General features: G+C 48.0%; 31 protein-coding genes, 3 tRNA genes, 1 rRNA gene and 1 riboswitch. Of the genes, 12 read left to right on the top strand and 23 right to left on the bottom strand.

Features of this window, described 5'->3' with window-relative positions; genetic code table 11:
• Window positions 1–11: 11 nt before the first annotated feature.
• On the bottom strand, window positions 12–296 hold the full coding sequence (gene groES, locus KNP96_RS12690) for a co-chaperone GroES (RefSeq protein ID WP_029331860.1): 285 nt from the start codon (window positions 294–296) through the stop codon (window positions 12–14).
• Between the two features lie 220 nt (window positions 297–516).
• Between groES and KNP96_RS12685 the strand changes: the two genes are divergently transcribed.
• The 3 genes from KNP96_RS12685 to KNP96_RS12675 all read left to right on the top strand — a co-directional run bounded on the left by KNP96_RS12685 (window position 517) and on the right by KNP96_RS12675 (window position 2,782).
• On the top strand, window positions 517–1,209 hold the full coding sequence (locus KNP96_RS12685) for a CPBP family intramembrane glutamic endopeptidase (protein WP_088838027.1): 693 nt from the start codon (window positions 517–519) through the stop codon (window positions 1,207–1,209).
• A gap of 21 nt (window positions 1,210–1,230) precedes the next feature.
• Entirely contained in the window at window positions 1,231–1,464 is a 234-nt protein-coding gene (locus KNP96_RS12680) for a DUF4305 domain-containing protein (RefSeq protein ID WP_029331862.1), read from the top strand.
• A gap of 423 nt (window positions 1,465–1,887) precedes the next feature.
• Window positions 1,888–1,971, top strand: a riboswitch (cyclic di-GMP riboswitch).
• A 25-nt stretch (window positions 1,972–1,996) separates the two neighbouring features.
• Complete coding sequence (locus KNP96_RS12675) at window positions 1,997–2,782, top strand: hypothetical protein (RefSeq protein WP_214771023.1); 786 nt, start codon at window positions 1,997–1,999, stop codon at window positions 2,780–2,782.
• 78 nt (window positions 2,783–2,860) lie between these two features.
• Here KNP96_RS12675 and KNP96_RS12670 read toward each other — a convergent pair whose 3' ends face one another.
• Window positions 2,861–3,916, bottom strand: coding sequence for an NAD(P)/FAD-dependent oxidoreductase (locus KNP96_RS12670; RefSeq protein WP_088838031.1), 1,056 nt, complete (start codon window positions 3,914–3,916; stop codon window positions 2,861–2,863).
• 183 nt (window positions 3,917–4,099) lie between these two features.
• Here KNP96_RS12670 and KNP96_RS12665 point away from each other — a divergent pair, with 183 nt between their 5' ends.
• The 4 genes from KNP96_RS12665 to KNP96_RS12650 all read left to right on the top strand — a co-directional run bounded on the left by KNP96_RS12665 (window position 4,100) and on the right by KNP96_RS12650 (window position 7,883).
• Window positions 4,100–4,891 carry an ABC transporter ATP-binding protein gene (locus tag KNP96_RS12665; protein WP_029331864.1) on the top strand — a complete coding sequence of 264 codons (792 nt, stop codon included), beginning with the start codon at window positions 4,100–4,102 and terminating at the stop codon, window positions 4,889–4,891.
• Window positions 4,892–4,895: 4 nt separating this feature from the next.
• Entirely contained in the window at window positions 4,896–5,807 is a 912-nt protein-coding gene (locus KNP96_RS12660) for an iron-hydroxamate ABC transporter substrate-binding protein (RefSeq protein ID WP_029331865.1), read from the top strand.
• Window positions 5,808–5,877: 70 nt separating this feature from the next.
• Complete coding sequence (locus KNP96_RS12655; protein WP_214770930.1) at window positions 5,878–6,879, top strand: FecCD family ABC transporter permease; 1,002 nt, start codon at window positions 5,878–5,880, stop codon at window positions 6,877–6,879.
• Window positions 6,876–7,883 (top strand): FecCD family ABC transporter permease, encoded by a 1,008-nt coding sequence (locus KNP96_RS12650; RefSeq protein WP_251132527.1) that lies wholly within the window; start codon window positions 6,876–6,878, stop codon window positions 7,881–7,883. The genes KNP96_RS12655 and KNP96_RS12650 overlap by 4 nt, the downstream gene beginning before the upstream one ends.
• Window positions 7,884–7,979: 96 nt before the next feature.
• Here KNP96_RS12650 and KNP96_RS12645 read toward each other — a convergent pair whose 3' ends face one another.
• The 9 genes from KNP96_RS12645 to KNP96_RS12605 all read right to left on the bottom strand — a co-directional run bounded on the left by KNP96_RS12645 (window position 7,980) and on the right by KNP96_RS12605 (window position 12,192).
• Window positions 7,980–8,465, bottom strand: a complete 486-nt coding sequence (locus tag KNP96_RS12645) for a hypothetical protein (RefSeq protein ID WP_214770927.1) — start codon at window positions 8,463–8,465, stop codon at window positions 7,980–7,982.
• A gap of 14 nt (window positions 8,466–8,479) precedes the next feature.
• On the bottom strand, window positions 8,480–8,956 hold the full coding sequence (locus tag KNP96_RS12640; RefSeq protein WP_214770925.1) for a hypothetical protein: 477 nt from the start codon (window positions 8,954–8,956) through the stop codon (window positions 8,480–8,482).
• 26 nt (window positions 8,957–8,982) lie between these two features.
• Window positions 8,983–9,444: a hypothetical protein gene (locus tag KNP96_RS12635; RefSeq protein WP_214770923.1), complete on the bottom strand. Its 462-nt coding sequence runs from the start codon at window positions 9,442–9,444 to the stop codon at window positions 8,983–8,985.
• 4 nt (window positions 9,445–9,448) lie between these two features.
• Window positions 9,449–9,928 carry a hypothetical protein gene (locus tag KNP96_RS12630; protein WP_088838038.1) on the bottom strand — a complete coding sequence of 160 codons (480 nt, stop codon included), beginning with the start codon at window positions 9,926–9,928 and terminating at the stop codon, window positions 9,449–9,451.
• A 101-nt stretch (window positions 9,929–10,029) separates the two neighbouring features.
• Entirely contained in the window at window positions 10,030–10,188 is a 159-nt protein-coding gene (locus KNP96_RS12625) for a hypothetical protein (protein WP_034801002.1), read from the bottom strand.
• A 171-nt stretch (window positions 10,189–10,359) separates the two neighbouring features.
• Window positions 10,360–10,432 (bottom strand) — tRNA-Ala (locus tag KNP96_RS12620).
• A 107-nt stretch (window positions 10,433–10,539) separates the two neighbouring features.
• Window positions 10,540–11,319, bottom strand: a complete 780-nt coding sequence (tatC, locus tag KNP96_RS12615; protein ID WP_029331875.1) for a twin-arginine translocase subunit TatC — start codon at window positions 11,317–11,319, stop codon at window positions 10,540–10,542.
• A gap of 7 nt (window positions 11,320–11,326) precedes the next feature.
• Window positions 11,327–11,533, bottom strand: coding sequence for a twin-arginine translocase TatA/TatE family subunit (locus KNP96_RS12610; protein WP_214770921.1), 207 nt, complete (start codon window positions 11,531–11,533; stop codon window positions 11,327–11,329).
• Window positions 11,533–12,192, bottom strand: coding sequence for a redox-sensing transcriptional repressor Rex (locus KNP96_RS12605; protein ID WP_088838040.1), 660 nt, complete (start codon window positions 12,190–12,192; stop codon window positions 11,533–11,535). The genes KNP96_RS12610 and KNP96_RS12605 overlap by 1 nt, the downstream gene beginning before the upstream one ends.
• Before the next feature lie 168 nt (window positions 12,193–12,360).
• Here KNP96_RS12605 and KNP96_RS12600 point away from each other — a divergent pair, with 168 nt between their 5' ends.
• Entirely contained in the window at window positions 12,361–14,262 is a 1,902-nt protein-coding gene (locus KNP96_RS12600; RefSeq protein WP_088838041.1) for an ABC-F family ATP-binding cassette domain-containing protein, read from the top strand.
• A complete protein-coding gene (locus tag KNP96_RS12595; RefSeq protein WP_029331882.1) occupies window positions 14,262–14,654 on the top strand; it encodes a hypothetical protein in 393 nt (130 codons plus the stop codon). Before KNP96_RS12600 ends, KNP96_RS12595 begins: the two co-directional genes overlap by 1 nt.
• 65 nt (window positions 14,655–14,719) lie before the next feature.
• Here KNP96_RS12595 and KNP96_RS12590 read toward each other — a convergent pair whose 3' ends face one another.
• The 3 genes from KNP96_RS12590 to KNP96_RS12580 all read right to left on the bottom strand — a co-directional run bounded on the left by KNP96_RS12590 (window position 14,720) and on the right by KNP96_RS12580 (window position 15,997).
• Entirely contained in the window at window positions 14,720–14,869 is a 150-nt protein-coding gene (locus KNP96_RS12590; protein ID WP_157898499.1) for a hypothetical protein, read from the bottom strand.
• Window positions 14,870–14,986: 117 nt separating this feature from the next.
• A complete protein-coding gene (locus KNP96_RS12585) occupies window positions 14,987–15,580 on the bottom strand; it encodes a flavin reductase family protein (RefSeq protein ID WP_088838043.1) in 594 nt (197 codons plus the stop codon).
• Window positions 15,581–15,598: 18 nt separating this feature from the next.
• Complete coding sequence (locus KNP96_RS12580; protein WP_029331885.1) at window positions 15,599–15,997, bottom strand: DoxX family protein; 399 nt, start codon at window positions 15,995–15,997, stop codon at window positions 15,599–15,601.
• A gap of 181 nt (window positions 15,998–16,178) precedes the next feature.
• Between KNP96_RS12580 and KNP96_RS12575 the strand changes: the two genes are divergently transcribed.
• Together KNP96_RS12575 and KNP96_RS12570 are read left to right on the top strand one after the other, a co-directional pair.
• Window positions 16,179–16,499 carry a winged helix-turn-helix transcriptional regulator gene (locus KNP96_RS12575; protein WP_029331888.1) on the top strand — a complete coding sequence of 107 codons (321 nt, stop codon included), beginning with the start codon at window positions 16,179–16,181 and terminating at the stop codon, window positions 16,497–16,499.
• Between the two features lie 116 nt (window positions 16,500–16,615).
• A complete protein-coding gene (locus KNP96_RS12570) occupies window positions 16,616–17,071 on the top strand; it encodes a flavodoxin (RefSeq protein WP_088838045.1) in 456 nt (151 codons plus the stop codon).
• An 87-nt stretch (window positions 17,072–17,158) separates the two neighbouring features.
• On the opposite strand, the gene KNP96_RS12565 is transcribed toward KNP96_RS12570, so the two are convergent.
• Window positions 17,159–17,806, bottom strand: a complete 648-nt coding sequence (locus KNP96_RS12565) for a TVP38/TMEM64 family protein (protein WP_088838046.1) — start codon at window positions 17,804–17,806, stop codon at window positions 17,159–17,161.
• A gap of 160 nt (window positions 17,807–17,966) precedes the next feature.
• Here KNP96_RS12565 and KNP96_RS12560 point away from each other — a divergent pair, with 160 nt between their 5' ends.
• Entirely contained in the window at window positions 17,967–18,632 is a 666-nt protein-coding gene (locus KNP96_RS12560) for a haloacid dehalogenase type II (protein WP_088838048.1), read from the top strand.
• 58 nt (window positions 18,633–18,690) lie between these two features.
• Here KNP96_RS12560 and KNP96_RS12555 read toward each other — a convergent pair whose 3' ends face one another.
• The 8 genes from KNP96_RS12555 to rrf form a co-directional block, all read right to left on the bottom strand.
• The gene (locus KNP96_RS12555) at window positions 18,691–19,260 is read right to left on the bottom strand and encodes a hypothetical protein (RefSeq protein ID WP_214767864.1); all 570 of its coding nucleotides are present in this window, start codon (window positions 19,258–19,260) and stop codon (window positions 18,691–18,693) included.
• Between the two features lie 28 nt (window positions 19,261–19,288).
• On the bottom strand, window positions 19,289–20,296 hold the full coding sequence (gene tsaD / locus KNP96_RS12550; RefSeq protein ID WP_214767867.1) for a tRNA (adenosine(37)-N6)-threonylcarbamoyltransferase complex transferase subunit TsaD: 1,008 nt from the start codon (window positions 20,294–20,296) through the stop codon (window positions 19,289–19,291).
• Window positions 20,293–20,751, bottom strand: coding sequence for a ribosomal protein S18-alanine N-acetyltransferase (rimI, locus tag KNP96_RS12545; RefSeq protein ID WP_029331901.1), 459 nt, complete (start codon window positions 20,749–20,751; stop codon window positions 20,293–20,295). The genes tsaD and rimI overlap by 4 nt, the downstream gene beginning before the upstream one ends.
• Window positions 20,744–21,397 (bottom strand): tRNA (adenosine(37)-N6)-threonylcarbamoyltransferase complex dimerization subunit type 1 TsaB, encoded by a 654-nt coding sequence (tsaB, locus tag KNP96_RS12540; RefSeq protein WP_214767870.1) that lies wholly within the window; start codon window positions 21,395–21,397, stop codon window positions 20,744–20,746. The genes rimI and tsaB overlap by 8 nt, the downstream gene beginning before the upstream one ends.
• Complete coding sequence (gene tsaE / locus KNP96_RS12535) at window positions 21,394–21,843, bottom strand: tRNA (adenosine(37)-N6)-threonylcarbamoyltransferase complex ATPase subunit type 1 TsaE (RefSeq protein WP_088838055.1); 450 nt, start codon at window positions 21,841–21,843, stop codon at window positions 21,394–21,396. Before tsaE ends, tsaB begins: the two co-directional genes overlap by 4 nt.
• 117 nt (window positions 21,844–21,960) lie before the next feature.
• Window positions 21,961–22,037: transfer RNA gene (locus tag KNP96_RS12530), tRNA-Met, on the bottom strand.
• 35 nt (window positions 22,038–22,072) lie between these two features.
• Window positions 22,073–22,149 (bottom strand) — tRNA-Met (locus KNP96_RS12525).
• A 281-nt stretch (window positions 22,150–22,430) separates the two neighbouring features.
• A 5S ribosomal RNA gene (gene rrf / locus KNP96_RS17010) occupies window positions 22,431–22,515 on the bottom strand; the annotation flags it as partial.

The raw sequence follows: 22,515 nt of genomic DNA, 5'->3' as shown, positions 1-22,515 counted from the left end.
TCCCCCTTTTATTATTGTGCTACTGCTAAAATATCGCTTTCGCGTAAGATTAAGTATTCATTGCCATCGACCTTGACTTCTGACCCGGCATACTGCGCGTAGATGACATGGTCGCCGACGTTCACTTCAAGTGGTACACGTACACCCTGCTCTGTCACACGGCCTGTACCGACAGCGATGACTTTACCCTCTTGTGGCTTTTCTTTCGCTGACCCAGGAAGAACGATTCCTCCGAGTGTTGTTTCTTCTTTTTTAACGACTTCGATCACGATGCGATCACCAAGTGGTTTTAACATGCGAAACATCCTCCTTGAAAATGACTGTTTTTTAGCACTCACTTTAATGGAGTGCTAACATATTTTTATCTTAAACGGTTTTCAATCGAAATTCAACCCTGAACCCTTATCCGTTTTCCCGAAATCGCCATCTTTGAACCATCACCATTCGTGCGCCCGGCCTGTTTGTTTGTTACAATCGGGACAGTACCTTCAATACAAAGGAGTTGTGTCCCGACCGATGAAAAATTCCGTCAATCTGCCGTTCAACATGGCTGATAAGTGGCAAATCCGTCACATCATTCCGATTGTGATTTATTTGATCGTCCAGCTCGTACCGGCAACATTCCCGAGCTTTCTCTCAAAAAGCCAAATTCCGGGTGTCCTCGGCTGGTGGCTTGCGATTGGCTTTACCGTTGCCGTCATCGTCTCGTTCTTCTGTCTTCGTCCTGACTGGCAGAAGTGGAAAGCAGAAGGCAATCAGACGGATCCGATCGACACATTAAAGTGGATTGGGATCGGAATCGTGTTGCTTTACGCCTTACTGATTAGCGTCAACCTTCTTGATGCCTGGATGTCTGGTGGACTCGAAAACGTCGCGAAATCACAAAATACGGATGACATCATGAAAGCAATCCAAGTCATCCCGATTTTACAGCTGATGGTCGTCTTACTCGGACCGATCATGGAAGAATTTTTATTCCGTCACATTATGTTCGGGAACTTGTCGACAAAACTGAACTTCGTCTTCAGCTTCGTTCTCAGTGGTGTTATCTTCGGGTTCATCCACGGAGACAACAAGTTTTTGATTTATGTCGCGATGAGTTTTGTTTTCTCACTCGTCTTCGTCAAAACGCGCCGCATCATAGCACCGATTGCGATTCACGTTTTCAATAACGGAATTGTCGTACTCGCACTCTATGCAATGACTTAACTTACGAAAGGTAGTGTTTTCATGCGCCAAGGCTCAAACTTCATGGCATTATTTTATGCCCTGTTCGGTATTCTGTTCATGTACCTCGCGTACAGCAACTCGATCGAGGCAGGAACCGTCTTTAACTTTTGGACGATTCTGTTGACGCTGTTCGCAGCAATCGACTTTTACCGTCTCTATCTGATTTTCCGCTTCCGGATGGCCGCGAAGAAGATGATTGAGAAGGAACAAAACAAAAAAAATGATAAAGAATAAGTAACCTGTCCGCCTCTTGACCGATTCAGTTCGTGAAAGGGCGGATTTTTTTGTCTCTTGCTCACTGTATCCTTATGGAAAATCAGGCGAACAGTTTTTTAGACGCGCTATCGTCAGCTTGTTCCCGTTTCGAAATAATCGAAGTGACCAAAAAAAGAGTTACTTCTCGTGACTCCTACGGGAAAAAGCGCAAGACCCCTTGCGCTGTCAGAGGCAAGTAAGACCCTGCTTCTTGTTCGCTAGAATCAAGAAGCAACGGCTTACGCCTCGCCCGAGGAAAGCACGAGAAGAAAAATCTTTTCGCATGCATCTCTTTCATGAATTAACCTTCGTACAAAACATATATTTTACTGACTCATTATCAAAAACCCTTATCTATCCATAGAAACAAATCACTTATACTGAATATACGGTTCTTCACCGGAATCGAACGGGCAAACCCACAGAAATGTGGTGACGCAAAACTATAGGGGCTACCGCTTCAAGCTATGCTTGCCAGTTACCGAAGTTCACAAAAGGAGACTACGTTCACATGAAAAAAATCAATTATGTCGTTACTGCCGGCCTCGCTTGTGCGTTGATGCTGACGCCGCTCGGCTCAATCGATGCCAAGAGTAAAACATCGAAGCATGACCGCAACAAGAACGGAATCCATGACAACTGGGAAAAGAAGTACAAGCTTAAAGGGAAAAAACTTGCGCAGCAAGATACGGACCATGACGGCTTAAGCAACTACACCGAATATAAGCTCAAACTCAATCCACGGAAGAAAGACAGCGACCGCGATAAGATCAGCGACGCACATGAAGATACGGACCGTGATGGCTTAACTAACGCCATCGAACTCGAGCTTGGGACAAAACCATACAAACGGGATTCTGATGGTGATGGAATTCTCGATGGCAAAGAACGCAACAAGGTCGGTCACCGCTATGAAGATATGCTGAAAAAAATGAAGATTGCTCTCGCGACAGAGACGACGCAAAGTCAGATTAAATACCAGTTTAAAAAGAAGAAGAGTCAGCTGCGTGTCAAAACGAATGACGCAACGGTCGATGAAACCCGTGTCCGCCAATTGATTCAGTTCATCGAGTCACATCCGAAGATGACGGAAGAGGAATTACGGGCACAACTCGTCAGCTTATTCGCTCTCTCTGGTTCTTACGAGTTGGAGATTGAACTCGAGTACTTCGATCACGAAGAAACGAAATCAGAGCACCGTCACGTTGAAGAAGACGAGCAAGACGATGATCAAGGTCAGGACGAAGATGATGATTCAGATGATGACTCGGACGACGACCATGAAGATGAAGATTAATCCTTAAACAAAAAAACACCTGCTCTAAAGACGACCGACGTCCATGTGACGAGGGGCGATCTTTAAGACAGGTGTTTTTTACTTTTCGTTGACCATTTCTTGAATCAATTCACGGTTCCGTTTTTTGAAAACTTCATTGTGGGATGAGACCATCGCGACTTTGGCAGCATCCGGTTCAATGAACTGCTTCGCCCGGTTGACGGCGTTTGCCGCGTCCTGGAATGTACCCGAAATCAAGTTCACCTTTCCGTCATGCGTCAAAATATCTCCTGCTGCATACAATCCCGGTACACTTGATTCGCTCGACGCGTTACCGGCGATGTAAAAGTCGTCGACTTGTTTGATGTCGAGTTCCGAGTTCGCGAGCAACTCTGCTTCCCGTTCGTAGCCATGGTTGATGATGACTTCATCGACGTCAACGATGTTTGTCACGTCCGTCGCACAATCAATCAATTCGACGGACGCAATCCGGTGGTGATCGTCGCTTGCGATCAACTTATGAATCGTCGTGTTGAGGAGACAGACGGCTGAGCTTCGGACGAGTTGGTCGACTTGTGCCTCGTGACCTGTGAAACAGTCTTTCCGGTATGTGACGTAAACTTTTTTCGCAATCGGTTCGAGCTCGTTCGCCCAGTCGATCGCTGAGTTACCGCCACCTGAAATCAGGACCGTCTTATCTTTAAACCGCTCAATCGATTTGACGGTATAGTTCAAGTTCGACACTTCGTACCGTTCGGCCCCTTCAATCTTCAGTTTTTGGGGATTGAGTATCCCGCCGCCGACAGCGACGATGACTGTCTTCGAATAATGAATTTCTCCCGACTCCGCTTCGAGGACGAAGTTTCCGAATACGTCTTTTGCGATTGAAATGATTTTTTCATTCAGGTGCACGGACGGATTAAACGTTAAGCCTTGTTCGACGAGTTGCTCGATCAGCTTCGCTCCGGTAATGGGTGGCTGTCCCCCGACATCCCAAATCATCTTCTCCGGATAAACATGAATCTTGCCACCAAGCTCTGCCTGGTATTCAATGATTTTCGTCTTCATCCCGCGTAATCCGCTATAGAAAGTCGAGTATAACCCGGCCGGGCCTCCACCAATTACCGTTACATCAAACAATTCCTGCTGTTCCATCTCACTCACTCCTCGCTCTCGACTACGACTGATTATCATTCTCATTCCCAATGATAACGTGAACATCTCTTGAAGACAAGAAAAAATGTTGACAGCGTTTTTATGAGACTGGTATGGTTAGGGAGACGATAGTGATAATCATTATCAATGAAAACAGCTTTAAACGAGAAGGAGCCTCTGCGTATGGTACGTCTAGCAACAGAAGAAATCAGTATCGGATACGGAGATCGTACCATCGTCAAAGACTTGACGGTTCAGATTCCGGATCGGCAAATCACGACAATCATCGGTGCGAATGGTTGCGGTAAATCGACCTTATTGAAAGCGATGACCCGAATCATCCCCCATCAGTCTGGTCGTGCCCTGCTTGACGGTCTCGATATTGCGAAGGAAAGTACAAAGCTGCTTGCCCGGAAAATGGCGATCCTGCCTCAGACACCGGAAAGTGCAAGCGGTCTAACGGTCGCAGAGCTCGTCTCATACGGTCGTTTTCCTTATCAAAAAGGATTTGGTCGCTTAACGAAACATGATTACGAGATCATTGACTGGGCGTTAGAGGCAACGGATACGACGGCATTCAAACACCGTCCGGTCGACGCCTTGTCCGGTGGTCAACGGCAACGCGTCTGGATTGCGATGGCGCTGGCGCAGGAAACGGATATCATCTTCCTCGATGAGCCGACGACTTACCTTGATCTCGCCCACCAGCTCGAAGTCCTCGAGCTGCTCGAGCATCTCAACCGGACGGAAGGCCGGACGATCGTCATGGTGTTACATGATTTGAATCAGGCCGCCCGTTTTGCCGACTACATCATCGCGATGAAAGAAGGCGAAGTCGTCAAAGCCGGAACGTGCGAGGAAGTCATTTCGCATGACGTCTTAAAAGAAGTATTTCATATCGATGCCGAAATCGGTCGTGATCCACGGACGAATAAGCCGATGTGTGTCACCTACAACTTAATCAAGGGAGATTAACCACATGAAGAAACTAGTACTCTTACCGATTTTATTACTCTTAGCACTCGTCATCGCCGCCTGCGGCAATACAGATAAAACAGAAGATACGTCTTCCGATACGAAAAAAGAAACGATCACCTATAAATCGGAAGAAGGTGACGTCGAAGTCCCGGCTGATCCGAAACGCGTCGTCGTCCTTGCCGGTTTCGCCGGAAACGTCATGGCACTCGACGTCCCACTCGTCGGTGTCGATTCGTGGTCAAAATCGAATCCGAAGTTTGATTTGAAAGACGTCCAGGAAGTATCAGAAGAAAACGTCGAAAAAGTCATCGAACTCGAACCCGATCTCATCATCGGCTACAATACAACGAAAAACATCGATAAATTTAAAGAAATCGCTCCAACCGTCACGTACACGTACGGCAAAGTCGACTATTTGACACAACATATCGAAATCGGTAAATTGCTCAATAAAGAACAAGAAGCACGCGATTGGGTCAAAGACTTCCAAACACGCGCAGCGGACGCCGGAACAGAGATTAAAGCCAAAATCGGTGACGATGCGACGGTCTCTGTCATCGAAAGCTTCGATAAACAGCTTTACGTCTTCGGCGACAACTGGGGACGCGGTACAGAAATCCTCTACCAGGAAATGAAATTGAAGATGCCGGAAAAAGTTACGGAAATGGCTTTAAAAGACGGCTATTACGCGCTATCACCGGAAGTCTTACCTGAATATGCAGGGGATTACCTCATCTTCAGTAAGACGGCAGAAGCAGATAACTCGTTTACAGAAACAGACACATACAAAAATATTCCTGCTGTTAAAAACAACCACGTCTTCGAAGTCGATTCGAAAGAATTTTACTTCAATGATCCATTGACGCTCGAACGTCAGCTCGAGTTCTTCAAGAAAAGTTTCCTTGGCGCGTAACAAAAATAAGGAGGGAACCGATTTTTCGGTCCCTCCTTTTTGACTATCTAATGAAAGTGAGACGATAACTATGTCATCCGGTCGATTCCCGTTCGGACTGAAAATCACGTTCGGTTTACTCCTGTTCGTCGTCATGTTCTGGATCTCGATGACGTTCGGTGCCGCCGACACGACGATACGTGAGGTCTGGAACGCTTTGACGTTCGGTCCCTTGAACGGTAAAGCAAAAATCATTCAGGAAATCCGGTTACCGCGCGAAGTCGCTGCGATGCTGGTCGGGGCTGCACTCGGTGTCTCCGGTGCGATCATGCAGGCGATGACACGTAATCCCCTTGCCGATCCCGGACTGCTTGGGCTGACGGCAGGCGCGAACGCGGCCCTTGCTCTTGCGCTCGTCTTCATTCCCGGTATCAATTACTACGGCATCATGCTCGCGTGTTTCCTTGGAGCAGCAGCCGGTGCCTTACTTGTCTTCGGGATCGGTGCCTCAAAACGTGGCGGGTTTTCACCACTTCGAATCGTCCTCGCTGGGGCCGCGATTTCTGCTTTTTTATACGCAATCGCAGAAGGGATCGGCATTTACTTCAAAATCGCTCAAGACGTCTCGCAATGGACATCCGGCGGGCTGATTGGAACGACCTGGGGGCAACTGCAAATCATCACCCCCGTCATCCTGATCGGCATCGCGATTGCGATGATCTTCTCACGTCAATTAACGATTTTAAGCTTATCAGAAGAAGTCGCACTCGGGCTCGGGCAAAACATCACCCGGATTAAAGGTGTACTCTACGTCGTCGTCATCCTGCTCGCCGGGGCCGCCGTTGCTTTAGTCGGTAACATGGCATTCATCGGCTTGATGATTCCGCACATCGTCCGCGCAATCGTCGGCACCGATTACCGCTTCATCCTCCCGATGACCGCCGTCTTCGGTGCGACGTTCATGTTACTCGCGGACACGATTGGCCGGACACTGTATGCTCCATACGAAACACCGGTCGTTGCGATCGTCTCGATGCTCGGGCTGCCGTTCTTCTTACTCATCGTCCGCAAAGGAGGTCGTGCGTTCTCATGATCGAAACATCGCTCCGCCGCCGTCAGCGGTTGATCTTTATCGTCTTTAGTCTGTTATTGCTCGGAACGATCATCATCAGTATCGGGCTTGGGCCCGCCTCCCTCTCGTACGACCGGCTTCTGCCGACACTGTTCGGTCAAGGGTCGTTCAAAGAAGAGTTTGTTTTGTTCTCACTCCGCCTGCCGCGGATTTTAATCACGGTACTCGCCGGCATGGCACTCGCCTTATCCGGTGCGATTCTTCAGGGCATCACCCGCAACGAACTCGCAGATCCCGGCATCATCGGTATCAATACAGGTGCTGGTGTCGCCATCGCCGCCTTCTTCCTTTACTTCCCGGTCGATGTCGGTGCGTTCATCTATGGGTTACCAGTTGCTGCCTTCATCGGGGCATTGATCACAGCGATTGCCATTTATGCCTTATCGTATGATCGTGTCCGTGGCCTGCAACCGATCCGTCTGATTTTGACCGGAGTCGGATTCTCGATGGCGTTATCCGGCATCATGGTCGTCCTGATTTCATCCGCGCGCCGTGAGAAGGTCGACTTCATCGCCAAATGGCTCGCCGGGAACATCTGGGGAACGGACTGGACATTCGTCTACGCGTTGTTGCCTTGGCTGCTTATTCTCGTACCGTTTACGTTTTATAAGGCAAACAAACTCAATCTGCTGGCGCTGAATGAACCGGTTGCGATCGGCGTCGGCGTCGCGATTGAAAAGGAGCGCATCCAACTGTTACTCGCCGCTGTCGCACTCGCTGCATCCGCCGTTTCTGTAACAGGCGGGATCGCCTTCATCGGTTTGATGGCGCCCCATATCGCGCGCGCCCTCGTCGGTCCAAGGCATCAACTGTTCTTACCGATCGCCGTTTTGATTGGCGGATGGTTACTCGTCCTCGCCGATACGATTGGTCGGAACATCGCTGACCCGCAAGGCATCCCGGCAGGAATCGTCGTTGCGATCATCGGTGCTCCTTACTTCATTTATTTGCTGTCAAAAAAATAACCTCTACATGATGCGATCACAACTAAAAACGCAAGAAGTAGGCGAATCCGGAATCCGCCGCCTTCTTGCGTTTTTTTGTTGCTCTAAGATGACCAGTCAATATTTGATTCGTTTTTCTTCCCGTTCCGCCCGGATCAATTCCTGTTCTGATAAGTGTGTCGGATCGAGTCGTTTAATCCGTTTATCGACAATTCGGTCCAATGACAGCACCGTTAGGAAAAAGACAAGGAACGGTCCGATGTATTCGGGACGCGCTACGTAGGGCGTGATGATTTGCCCCAGGACGACGACCAGTACTTCAATGATACTGATCAATATATACGGTAGTCCGAGATGATCCCAGGCCTCAAGCCCGTCAAACCGCTTCTTGAAATAGCGGTACTTCAGGAATCGGACGATCCATCGATAGGATAACAAAGGGACTAACAAGAAATACTGAAACGATGATTCTGTCAGATGCCAATCGTCTGCTAAAAAGAGAAATACAAACAATACCAGTCCAAACAAGACCGTTTGAATGTAACGTGCCTGTTTTAAAAATCGGATATAATCCATTTTCCGCTCGCGTTGCATGCTCTCCATCGTTTGCCTCCTCGTTACATCCCGATTCCTTCGCCCGTCGGATGACGGTGTTCGATTCCTTTTCGGTCCGGTGTCTCAAGCAAATCCATTTTATCGAGCTTCGTTACCGTCCGGTCCGTCCACTTTTGAAATTGCAGCATCCCTGAAATCCACAACATTAGCGGAAACAGATAGCCCCACTGTCCAAGGTGCGGGGCGACAACTGCGGCACCCGCAATAAAGACCGCTTCGAGTAAAGTGATCCCACCGAACAGCAGACCAAGTGGTCGCGCCTGTACCTTCGACCGAACTAACAGAACGGATTGGATCACTCGCTGCATGCCATTATAGGCGAGTAACGGCGTAAGAATCAAAAATCCAACTGCTGAATCCGTCAGGTGCCCGCTTCCGGAGAAGAACAGCACCGCAAAAAATACGCCCGCAATTACATACGTCCGGATTTGCCGGCTGATTTTTGTCCATTTTTGATACGTGCTTAAAGTGTTTCTCATCCGTTCACTCCTCTTGTGTGTTTCGCTTACTTACGGTAACGCTCAATCTCACGCATCGTGACGAATGCCGGATCCAGTTGTTTCGCTTGTTTGTTCAATTGGGACACAATCAAATAGGCGACGATGATCGACATAAGAAAGACCGTAAAAGAAATACCGGCGTATTGTGGAAAAACAGTCCCCACGTAAAGTGTAAAAATTGGGATGAACGAACCGATAATCGATACACGTGCCACTTTCAAGACCGTCTTTTTATAGATATCTTTCGTAAGGCGTTGCTTTAAAATCCGCAGACGAATGATTTCTCTAAGTGCGTTAGCCAAACAGAATACCGTAATCGCAAATAAGGAGATCAGCCCTCGAAAACCCGGGATGAACCAACCAACAAGCGCAAGCAGCAGAACTGGAACCGGCACCAGATGCTGAATCCTTTTTAATGGCGGTCCCAGTAATTTCAACCGTGTATTTTTTTCAATCAATGTACTCACCTTGTCACTCCTCCACTTCTTTAACATTCGCATGAATTTCTTTATCACTGACGAAGTCGGGATCGCCTGACCGGGCAATCTTTTTAAACAACCAATCCGTAACGTAATAGACCGGTGCGAGGATGATCAGCATCCAAAGGGCAATTTTCCAGATCGACATCTCTTTCGTCTCAAGTATCACGGTGTACAGCGAACCGTACAAGACGAATTGAATCCCGAGCCACAGCAACGATTGGTTCATCACTTGGTCGCTTGAGAGATAGCGCGCCAGGATTTTTCGTTTTTCGAGTCGAAACGGGAGATCAAACACGAGAAAGACAAGCGGTAACAGACTCAAGTACATGGTCGTGCTGAAGATTTCCGTAAACGTTCCTGCTGTCGCCATCAAGGCAGCGATGACCCAACTTTTATTCTGCAATTGATTTTTTTCGATATAAGCAACCGTCAACGCCTGTAATCGTTCCTCGCGGAGCGTTTGTTCCATCCTGAAATGCCCTCCCTCGTTTCAACTGTCTATACTGTCATATACTTACAGTTTACCAGTTATGTTTCAAAAAAAAAGAAACTTCCTTAAAAAAGGAGTTTCTAGGCTGAAACCTGAATGATGAGATAGATGACGCTATACGCAACAATTGCTAACGGAATCAGCGCGACACCAATCAACCAACCGTTCTTATCACGGATTCCGAGATACAGAACAAGACAGCCGACGATGAAGGCAATTAACGTCGTAAATGGATTCATAATGCTTCCCCCTCTTGATTACCTATTAAGAAATTTCCCATTCCCTCAAAAGGATAAACACAGAAAACGACTTCAATCGGTTCATCAACATCATCCAGGCTGTAAGCTTCTGTTTTGCCGCCACCACTATAACAAAAAACACCACTCGGCAAATGCCAAGTGATGTACATATGGAGACTATCGGGCTCGAACCGACGACCTTTTGGCTGCCAGCCAAACGCTCTCCCAGCTGAGCTAAGCCCCCTCATATTCTTGTAATCAGTATAAACCATATCGATTCACTTTTTCAATATAAAAAGAGCGCTTCCAAACAAAAACCTCTCCGTCGCCGAAACGACCGAGAGGAGACTGTTACTTATTCAACTCACGCATCAAATCCGCTTGCCGTTCAAGCTCCGCCTGTTGCTCAAGAATCAGTACTTTTTTGTACGTCCGGGCTGAAATCATGATGCTGATTTCATAGAGGACGAACAACGGTACCGAAATCATCAGATGTGACGTCACATCCGGTGGTGAGATTAAAGCCGCGATGACAAACAGCGCAAAGTACGCATATTTCCGATTTTTCCGCATGAACAATGGCGTCACGAGTCCAAGACGAGTCAAGAACATCGTCACGACCGGCAGTTGGAACAAGATACCGAACGGAATCGTCAGCCGTATTAAGAAACTGAAATAGTTTTCGACCCCGATGACTTGCTCGATGCCGAGCTCTTGCCCAAGTTCCGTCGATACTTTGAGTAGAAACGGAAGTAACCAAAAATAAGAGAACGCGATTCCGGACAAAAATAAGAAAAACGTGACCGGAATATACGTCAAGGTCGCTTTCTGTTCCTGTTCGAATAAACCGGGTCGGATGAACGCCCATAGCTGGTACATCCAAAATGGTGAAGCCAGGACGACCGCGATGATGAACGCTAAATTCAAGTACAACATCAGGGGATCGGCCACATTAAAGGCATTCAATCCGATGCCGAGCTCTTTCAGGTCCGACTGCAGAAAACGCACGAGCGGTCGGACGAGCGGAAAGGCCGCGGCGAACAAGACGACGACGATGATGAGTGACCAGACGATCCGCTTGCGCAACTCGTCTAGATGCGATGTCACACTCTGTTCTTGATCAATCGCCATAATTTAATCACTTCTCTTTCGATTCATCCTTGTTGTCTTTATCATCGTCCATGATGCCGTGTGTCGCACTCTTGAACTCTTTTAACGTCTGACCGGCAGCACGACCGAGCTCCGGTAATTTTTTCGGTCCGAAGATGATCAACGCGACGGCACCGATCAAGGCGATGCTCCCCGGTCCGATGAACGCGATGGTTGATGGAATAAGGTTTTCCATTATGATTTCACTCCTTCAGCTGATTGCGAATAATGCTTCATGAAATAAACTAGTGACTGCAACTCGATCGACAAATCGATGTGATGGACCCGAACATGGGCCGGTACGTTCAACCGCGCCGGTGTAAAGTTCAGGATTCCGGTCACACCATACTCAACTAACTCATCCGCTACTGACTGTGCGAACTGGGATGGGACCGTCAAGATGGCGACATCAACCTTGTTCGCTTCGATTTGCTCTTTCATGTCAGAGACATGATAGATAGGAACGTCTTGCGTCGTTGTTCCGACCTTGTTTTCGTCCGCATCAAACGCAACGACTATCCGAGTACTATTATTCTTTAAAAAGTTATAATTTGCAAACGCCGTTCCGAGATGTCCGACCCCGACAAGTGCCACATTCGTGACTTCATCCTGATTCAGTGTCTTTCGGAAAAACGTCAATAGATGTTGTACGTTGTAACCGTATCCTTTTTTCCCTAACGCCCCAAAGTAGGAAAAATCGCGGCGGATCGTCGCTGAATCGACTTTGACCGCTTCACTGAGCTCTGCTGAAGAGACGCGCAGCTTGCCTGAGTTATAAAGACTCTGAATGAAACGATAATATAACGGCAGTCGTTTCGCCGTCGCTTGTGGTATTTTTGTGTCTGGCCCATTCATACTGCAGTTCCCCCTTCGGCCACGTTCTGACGTGGCACCCAAATCAATGCAAAGAATTCTATTCTCTTTGATTGTAAACCACTTCACATAGACTAACAAATAATATATTCCACGGGACTCCTGCGTTTTTTTCATGATAGACTAAAGGGTGGAAGGATGGATGTTTTTATGATTCTCTTACAAGTGAACCAACTATCAAAATCATTCGGTGTTGAGCCGATTTTAGACAATATTAAACTCGAAGTGCAGGAGCGGGACCGGATTGCGCTCGTCGGACGAAATGGTGCCGGAAAATCGACACTTTTAAAAATCATCGCCGGAGAGCTCAGTCATGACTCTGGTGAGATCATGAAGAGTAAGGAAGTGAAAATCGGTTACCTCGCCCAGGACAGTGGTCTTGAGTCGAATGAAACGATTTGGAATGAAATGTTGACCGTGTTCGAACACCTGCAAGAGCAGGAACGTTCGCTCCGTCGGATGGAGATTGAGATGGGGATGGACCATATCTTGAATGATGCTGTTGCTTACGACCGTCTGTTGAAAACATACGATCAGGCACAACATGACTTCTCGGACGCCGGCGGCTATCAGTTCGAAGCCAACATCCGCTCCGTCCTGCACGGGATGCGTTTTTATCCGGACGATTATTCACGCCGGATCCAGACGCTATCCGGTGGACAACGGACGCGACTCGCACTGGCGAAGATGTTGCTTCAGGCACCTGAGCTGTTGATTCTTGATGAGCCGACGAACCACCTCGACATCGATACACTCTCTTGGCTCGAAAGTTACCTGGCTGGTTACCGTGGAGCGGTCTTGATCGTCTCCCACGATCGTTACTTCCTCGACCAGGTCGTCAACGTCGTCTATGAATTGTCACGGAACGTCTGCCGGAAGTTTACCGGCAACTACACGAAGTACTTGGAACAAAAGGCAGCACTGTATGAACAAGAGATGAAGCAGTTCGAACAGCAACAGGAAGACATCGCGAAGATGCAAGACTTCATCCAGCGTAACATCGCACGGGCGACGACGACGAAACGCGCACAAAGCGTCCGCAAACGTCTTGAAAAAGTCGACCGGATTGATCGTCCGGATGGGGATGAACGCAGCACCGTCCTGTCGTTCCCGATTGAAAAACAAAGTGGGAACGATGTGTTACAAGTCACGCAACTCGCGGTCGGCTATGAAGAAGCCGTCTCAAAAGGCATCACGTTCCGATTACAACGCGGCGAATCCCTCGCCCTCGTTGGTCCGAACGGAATCGGAAAATCAACGTTACTGAAAGTTCTTGTCAACCGGATTAAACCGTTATTCGGTGAACATCGTTTCGGGACCGGCGTTTCTGTCGGCTACTACGATCAGGAGCAGGCCGAGCTCAACGACCGCAACCGGGTCATCGATGAAATTTGGAACGAGTGGCCGTTGATGCGGGAACAACAAGTCCGGTCCGTCCTCGGTCAATTCCTGTTCAGTGGTGATGATGTCTTTAAACTTGTCCACGAATTATCCGGCGGCGAGCGCGGACGCCTCGCCCTCGCGAAGTTAAAATTACGCAAAACGAACGTCCTCATTCTCGATGAGCCGACCAATCACCTCGATCTTGATTCGAAGATGGTGCTTGAGAACGCACTTGTCGACTATGAAGGCACGCTCCTGTTCGTCTCCCACGACCGTTACTTCATCGACCGGGTTGCGACACGCGTCATCGAGATGAATCCGGACGGTGTGACGGATTATCTCGGCGACTACTCTTACTATATGGAGAAGAAGGCCGAGAAAGAAGAAATCGCCCGCCTCGAAGCAGAGGAAGAAAAAGCAATCAAAGTCGCTGCTTCGAAAAGCATCGACAAAGATGCGCAAAAAGAAGAACGAAAAAAGAAACAACAGCTCGAACAACTCGAACAAGACATTGAACGGTTGGAAACACGATCAACTGAAATCGAACAACTGCTTTGCGAACCGGAAGTCTTCAACGATATTCCGAAGGCGACGGCGCTGTCGGCAGAACGGGATCAGATTGATACGGACCTCCTCGAACTGATGGAACGATGGGAGAGTTTCCACTAATGCGCTCGAAAAGTTATGTCATCAACCTCGTTCAAGGGTTATTGTCCGGGGTGCTCTATTTCGTTCCGATGTATGCCGACTACGTGTCGGCCTTCATCCGGCCGGATGCCTTTAATGCCGTCGTCCTGTTGTTCATCCTCATCTCGTGCATGATCGGCCTCGTGATTAAGACGTGGAGTGGTCTCTTCATCAGCCTCTTATCCGGATTAATCTGTACGTTGCTGACGACCCAGATGTTCGTTGAACTGAATGACCCGTTAATCATCAGCTATTACGGAGCCGTTTCACCGCTCGTCGCCTTTTTGATCAGCTGTCTCGGCATTTGGGCACTGGCGATTCTCTTTTTTTTACTCGATGGTTTCCAGTACGAAAAACGTCACCATGCAGAGTAACTTCTTCAGTTGTCCGACATAAAAACGCACTTTTTCCCGTAGGAGTCAACGAAACGTGACGCTTTTTAGACTGTAGACGGTTTAGAGCGCAATCCGTCTCGAATCGCTTTTAAAGCGAAAAGCAATCGGTCGCGACCCTGCAGCTCTGCTGTAGCGGCGCGGAAGATTGCCGCTTTGAAGACGAGGCGAGACAGGGAAGCGTGAACTGACAGCATCCTCATGTAAAATTTTCGTGATTTATAAGAGTTTGGCTATACGCTGAAGGCACGTCCCGCGTTCGGGACGTGCCTTTTTGCTTCTAAAAAATACTAGTCCTACTCGTCGATCCGCCTTCAGCTCGTCGGTCGGGCAATCGTAAAGATGTCTCCGACTTTCGCATAGTCGTTACCTGCGAGACGGGCGATCGCTTTTAAACCATCCGGATCAATCCGGAACGACTCGACGAGTTCATCCGCGACGTGATACCGGACGATCTCCCCAATCAAGAGGTTGGCCCCTTCGAGTTCGAGATGATTCGTCAGCTTCAATTCAAAGCGGATCTTCGCTTCTGCGACAGCCGGAACATCGATCAAATCACTATCGACTAACGTCAAATTCGTCCGTTCGAGTTCACTTTCACCATATGCGAGTGGTGCCGCGGTTTCATTGACTGCCTCGACGATTTCTTCACTGACGATATGGATGACGTATTCCTGATTCAGCAAGATGTTTTTTGCGGTATCCTTTTGCCCTTGCTCCGTCTGCTGGACGGCGATGACCAGTTGCGGCGGGTTGCTTGAAGCGACCGTGAAAAAGGAAAATGGCGCCGCATTGACGACTCCATCTGCACCTTTGGTCGTCACGAACGCGATGGGTCGAGGAATGATGCTGCCGATCAACAATTTATAGTTTTCTTTTGGACTTAAGTCTGCTGCATCAAATTTCATAAAAACCGTCCTTTTCGATCACCCGATAAGTGCTGCGAGTGAATAGTCTCCAGCTCCGATCATCGCAACGCCTAAGGCGATGACGATCAGTGCCATGTTGTATTCGTACCCGTTTTGCGTCACCCAGTAACCATTCGTCCCATGCACTTTGACGATTGCGACGATCATCGAACCGATGATCAGGAGGGCTGCAATCCACAGGAATAATCCACCGGCGAATAATAATCCTCCGACCAGTTCAGCAATCCCTGCCATCAGTGCAAGTGTTTTCCCTGGCTTCATCCCGATGGACTCAAACCAACCGCCTGTCCCTGCGATACCATGTCCACCGAACCATCCAAATAATTTTTGTGTTCCGTGTGCCGCAAATGTTAAGCCGATAATCAACCGAATCAGAAATAATCCTAAATCCATCATGTATAAAACTCCTTTTACTTAATGTTTTTTAATTACTATTAGTAACTTAATATCGATACTAAACTATCACTTACTAAAAGTAAATAGATTTGTTTTCGTTATTTTTATTACTATAAGTAAAATAATTCGTATTTTAGCGTCAAAGTGGGTATACTACATATATAAGAAAGGATGAGCGCTGATGGAGAATACACTAATTCCGACGGCCCTTTGTCCGAAAGTCGAACATGCCTTTGAAATATTGGGCAAGAAGTGGACGGGTTTGATTTTACGTCATCTCTTGACGAAGACCTGTCGTTTCAATGAAATTCAAGATGCGATTCCCGAGCTCTCTGGTCGTATGTTAACGGAACGCATGAAGGAACTTGAGGCGGAAGGTATCGTAGCCCGGACCGTCATTCCGGAACGTCCGATAAAAATTCAATACAGTTTGACAGACAAAGGTCGTCAGCTTGAGCCTGTAATTCGTTCGATCGAAGAATGGGCTGAGTTACAAGATTGACTGAAAAGAAGACATCCATGCTGGGCATGTGGTGTCTTTTTTTATTCTTTTTTGCATTGAGAATCCTTTTCATTTAGAATGAAGTCGTGTCCTACCATGAAAGGATGTGTCACGTCATGAAAATCATGATCGGTTTCGTCAGCATGTCTGGCAACACGGAAGACATCATGCACTTACTTAAATCAGAACTCGAGCAAAACGGCTGCCAGGTGCAGACGGAAGAACTCGATCAACTATATCCAAGCGACTTAGCGCAGTATGATGCCGTCCTGCTTGGTTCTTACACGTGGGGCGACGGTGATCTCCCCTATGAAGCAGAAGACTTCGTCGATGAGCTCGCTGCCAGTTCAATCGCGATTCCGGCTGCTGCCTTTGGTTCCGGTGACCGCGATTATCCGAAATATTGTGCGGCCGTCGATCTGCTTGAACAAGCTCTGACGTCAGCTGGTGCACAAGTCGTCTTACCTGGTCTAAAGATTGAATTTGACCCGGATACGGCCGACAAACAACAGGCTTGCCGGTCATTTGCACAAGAATTTTTCAAGCACGTCGAACAGCTTGTCATGAACTAACGCTTTAACAAAGAACGCATTCAAGAAGCAATCGCTATACAGACAAGAGGACTCTTCCGATGTCGGAAGAGTCCCGTGATGTAATGCTTAACCAAGATTCTTTTTCGCTTTCCAGCGTTTTTGAAGATACCACGGCACGATTGTCAAAATTAAAAAGACAATGATTGCACCAATGATGATTCGTGGGTCTTTCGAGACGATACTGCTCCCTAAAAAGTTATAGGCGAACGTTCCGGGAATGATTCCGATCAGCGTAGCTAAGAAGAACGGCAATAAACGAACTTTCGAGAGTCCAGCTGCGTAACTGATCAAGTCAAAATTAAAAATCGGCAACAACCGAAAAATTAAGACATAGATGAACCCATTCTTCTCGAGCTGTTGCTGGATTTGATCGACTTTTCCGGCACCGTTCTTAATAAATCCCTTACCCAGTTTTTTTGCGACTAAGAAGGCGACGACTGCTCCTAGTGTAGCACCGATGACGGTATAGACCGTCCCCATCAAGGCGCCGAAGGCGAGTCCGCCTGTGATTGACAGGACAGACGCCGGAAAGAAAATCAACGGACGTACGGTATAGAGGACGATATAAAGAATCGGTGCCCACATCCCGAACGATAAAATCCATTCCTTGATGTCTGTCGGACTAACATTTAAATACGATCGACTGAACCAAATCAGACCGATGATGACGAGTAACACGAATGCAAGACGTACTCCTTTTTGTTGGCGTGACATAATTTCCTCCATTTCATTGAGCATATATGAACGCGGTATATATAGAATTCCCAACAATCGATTTTCTTATACCTGATGCAATTTATTGAATATGCGTTTCAGCCGCTCACGATTTTGGGAACTACTAAAAGATAACATGGAAAATAGAAAGGTGATAACTATGACACAATCAATAAAAGCACTCGTCTTTGATGTCTATGGTACATTATTTGACGTTCATGCTGTTAAAGTCAAAGCAGAAGAACTCTATCCGGAGCATGGCGCAGACATCAGCCAAGTCTGGCGTCAAAAACAACTTGAATATTCCTTTTTACGTCAACTGAATGGACAATACGTTCCGTTCAGTCAAGTGACGCGTGATGCACTCCGTTATGCCCTCTTACAATTGAAGTTGCATGTGACGGAAGAAAACATTGCTGCCTTAATGGAGGCCTATCTCGAGCTGTCGCATTACGACGAAGTCGAAGCAGTCTTACAAGAGATGAGCGGCAAACAATTGGCCGTCTTTTCAAACGGCTCCCACGATATGCTTGACCCGTTAATCGAACAGTCCGGACTCGGATCACTGTTTGATCACATCATCAGCGTTGATGACATCAAACAATACAAACCGACGCCTGCTGCTTATATGCATGCGCTGAACACACTCGGTCTGAAACGCGAGGAAGTCTTGTTCATGTCCTCGAACGGATGGGACATCACCGGAGCGAAGAGCTTCGGTTTCCGGACGGCCTGGATCAACCGGTCCGGCTTACCGGTCGAAGAACTGAACCTCGACCCCGACAGCATCTATGACGACTTGAACGGTTTGCTCGAATGGAAATGAAGTTAATTAAAAAGACAGCCGATACTCCTCCGTTACATCGAGGAAAATCGGCTGTTTTTTAGTAATTCGCAAGACGCGAATATCCTTTTTTAAAGAGATCTAGCTTCAGTCCACCGTCTTTTTCGATGAAGAAGAGGTACTCTTTTTGATCTGTATCTTTATAAAAAACTTTATAGAGCGTCAATGTGCGTTTCTTATTGTTCTCGACTGCGACTACTTCGTGCTTTGAGATGACTTCTGCTTGTACTTGCTCCGCGTCAAGACGGTCGACCATCGGCTGGAAGGATTCCTTTTCCGCATCGGTCGCCGGTTTCCCCGGTGCGATCGTGAAGTAATCGTCACTTGCCTTGTTCGTCAATCCGTACTTCCGGTCGACGAGAACGACATTTTTTAGTTCACCGTTTACCGTCCGGTCAAACGCATACAGCTTCTCGATCCGCGTTTGCTCTCCTTCAGCACGACCGATTTCGTACAACGGTTCTTGTTTCGTATTCGTTTCGACTGCTTTCTTATCCGGGACAAGTTCCTCTTTGTAAGCGACTTGATAGGCATCGACGATTTCGCGAATCTGTAGTCCGATCGCAACCACGACGAGTATACCAAGTACGACGATAATGACTTTTTTCATGTTGGTTCCCCCATGTCTCTCGTATTCCTTACTTTAAATCTAGCCCAGGTTCTGCATTCATGGCAAGTGTCGATTGGCGTTGCGCCCGATAGGGATGAATCGCGGCGGCTCCGATCATCGCTGCGTTATCGCCACATAAGTGCATCGGTGGGATGACGAGGGTGATCCCTTCACGCTGACAAGCTTCCGTCAATCCGTGGCGTAACCCTTTGTTCGCCGCGACACCACCTGCGAGTAAGAGTTGTTTTCCACCCTTCTCTTTGACGGCACGAATCGATTTAGCGACGAGCACTTCGACGACACTCGCTTGAAAACTTGCTGCCAAATCTTCCGGGATGATCACTTCACCCCGTTGCTCTGCATTATGCACCGCATTGATGACAGACGATTTTAAGCCGCTGAAGCTAAAATCATACGAATCTTTTTCGAGCCAAATCCGTGGGAAGTGGAATGTGTCTTGTCCTGTTTGTGCCAATTGGTCAATCCGGGGTCCACCGGGATACGGTAATTTCAATGTCCGTGCGACTTTGTCGTATGCCTCGCCTGCTGCGTCATCACGTGTTTCACCAATCACTTCATACACACCATCTTCCGGCATATAAATCAATTCCGTATGACCGCCTGAAGCAATCAGGCAGACGAGCGGAAATTCGAGTTCCTGGACGAGGCGGTTCGCATAGATGTGTCCGGCGATATGATGGACGCCGAGCAATGGTTTACCGTGCGCGAAAGCGAGTGCCTTCGCTGCACTGACCCCAACGAGAAGTGCACCGACAAGACCTGGCCCTTCCGTAACCGCAATCGCATCGATGTCGTCAATCGTTACGTTCGCTTCCGTCAAAGCATCATCGATGACATAAGTGATCCGCTCGACGTGATGACGTGATGCGACTTCCGGGACGACTCCGCCAAAGCGTTTATGGCTCTCGATTTGAGACGAGACGACGTTCGATAAGACGTCCGTTCCTCCCCGGACGACGGCAGCTGCCGTCTCATCACAGCTTGATTCAATAGCAAGTATCAATGGTTGTGTCATGTCTCGTCTCCTTCTAGTTCCAACCAGTAGATGGCTGCATCTTCATTATTGTCTTGATAGTAACGTTTGCGTGTTCCGGCATATAAAAAACCGAGTTTTTCATACAAGGTACGTGCCGGTGTATTCGAGACGCGGACTTCAAGCGTCATTGCCCGCAGACCGAGTTCCCGTGCGACTTCAATCAATTCCTCTAGCAACCCTTCACCAAGCCCGAGCCCACGTGCCGTACGTTTCACAGCGACGTTCGTGATATGACCTTCATCCGCGATATGCCAAAGTCCGGCAAAGCCAATGATTTCGTCCGTTTCTGCGACAAGGTAATAGGCATTCGGATTTTGCGTCATTTCCGCGATGAAGGCTGTGAGCGTCCAAGGTGTCGCAAAGGACTCCAGTTCGACCGCATGCACACCGGGTGCATCGGCGACTGTCATTTTACGAATACGCGCGTCAGTCATGACGTTGCGCCTCAATCCACTTCGCTTCTGCCTCGGCAAGGCGTAAATAGCGTGGTTCAAATGCATGCACATCGACCGGGACACGTGTCGCGCCTAGTAAAGCCAATACACCTGCGCGTGGCGTCCGAAACGCAGGCCCAACGATTTCAAACGGTTGCAGCGCTTTAACGAATTTTTCCGTATCACCTGTCATCAACGTATCTGTCGGTAACGTCGCAACAAAGTCAGCGACTGTCGTGTGTTGTTCGTCGCCAACGCGCTCACCGTTTTCGTACATACCAACAAAGCCCGTTCCGCGGCGTGCATCTTGAATCGCGACGACCCGTCCCGTCCGTCCTGTTGATGCTGCCATCAGCTCGAGCGTCGAGACGGCAACCAGTTCGATGCCAAGTGTATAGGCAAGTGTTTTGGCCGTCGTCGCTCCGATTCTCAGTCCCGTATACGAACCCGGACCATCTGCGACGACGATGCGTGTTAATTCTTTAGGTGACCAGTTCGCTTCTTGCATCAATCGTTCGAGTAACGGCATTAACTTCGTTGCATGGTTCAAGGACGTCACATACGATGCTTCCGCAATGATTTGTGTTCCGTCCGACAGCGCAACAGAAAGTTGTTTTGTTGATGTATCGATCGCTACGATTTTCATAAGCTTAATCCCTCACATATCTTAATGTACGCCTCACCGATTGGCTGAAGACGGAAACGTCGTGCATGGTCTCCTGTCCGTTCGATTGTGATGACGAGCCGTTCCGGAGGCAAGACGTCTGCAATCAACTCTGACCACTCAACGACTGCGACCCCGTCGCCGTTCAAGTATTCTTCAAGACCAATGTCGTCACCCGATCCCTCTAGACGGTAGACATCCATATGGTATAACGGCAAACGACCATTATAGACCTTCATGATTGTAAAGGTCGGACTGTTGACATTACGCGTCACACCAAGTCCTTTTGCGAAACCTTGCGTAAACGCTGTTTTTCCCGCTCCAAGATCGCCATCTAATGTAATGACCATCCCCGCGAAGGCACGGTGTCCGAGTGTTACTGCGAGAGCCGTCGTCTCTTCTAGATTTGCCATTTCAAGTTCTATCATCCTGCGTCCCTCCTCTTGTCATCTTTCTCTATTGTATCTATTGTACCGAACAAAAAAGACAAAAAAAAATACGAAACGCTGAACGTTTCGTAGTAAAGTTGAAGTTAAGTTTAAAATTGGTTGCGGGGGCTGGATTTGAACCAACGACCTTTGGGTTATGAGCCCAACGAGCTACCAGACTGCTCCACCCCGCGACGATAAACGTTTCGGATTTGAATTATTTAAAAATTGGTTGCGGGGGCTGGATTTGAACCAACGACCTTTGGGTTATGAGCCCAACGAGCTACCAGACTGCTCCACCCCGCGATGATATAACGTTTCGACAGATATTAATATAACATGTCGTTTCGTGAATTACAAGGAATTCATTAATTTTATTTAAATATTTTCTTGAAATAACTCAGAAAATGCTCTTTTTGCTTTTAATTAAGCAGCTGTCAGCTTGATTCAGCATGTAGACAACATAGTAATCTTTTTCTTTTTTCCTTCCTATCGACTTTGTCCTAGCAGACAATGAGTAGCGAATTGCCTGTCTGTTAAAGAGAAAAAGGACCGACCTGCAAGATGCAGATCGGTCTTTTTCAATTGCCTGGCAACGTCCTATCCTCACAGGGGGAAGCCCCCAACTACTTTCGGCGTTCAAGTGCTTAACTTCCGTGTTCGGCATGGGAA

The organism is Exiguobacterium sp. s133 (genome assembly GCF_018618595.1).
GTDB classification, from domain to species: domain Bacteria; phylum Bacillota; class Bacilli; order Exiguobacteriales; family Exiguobacteriaceae; genus Exiguobacterium_A; species Exiguobacterium_A oxidotolerans.
The sequence above is the reverse complement of the archived record's forward strand: the minus strand, read 5'-3'. Positions and strand labels throughout refer to the sequence as shown.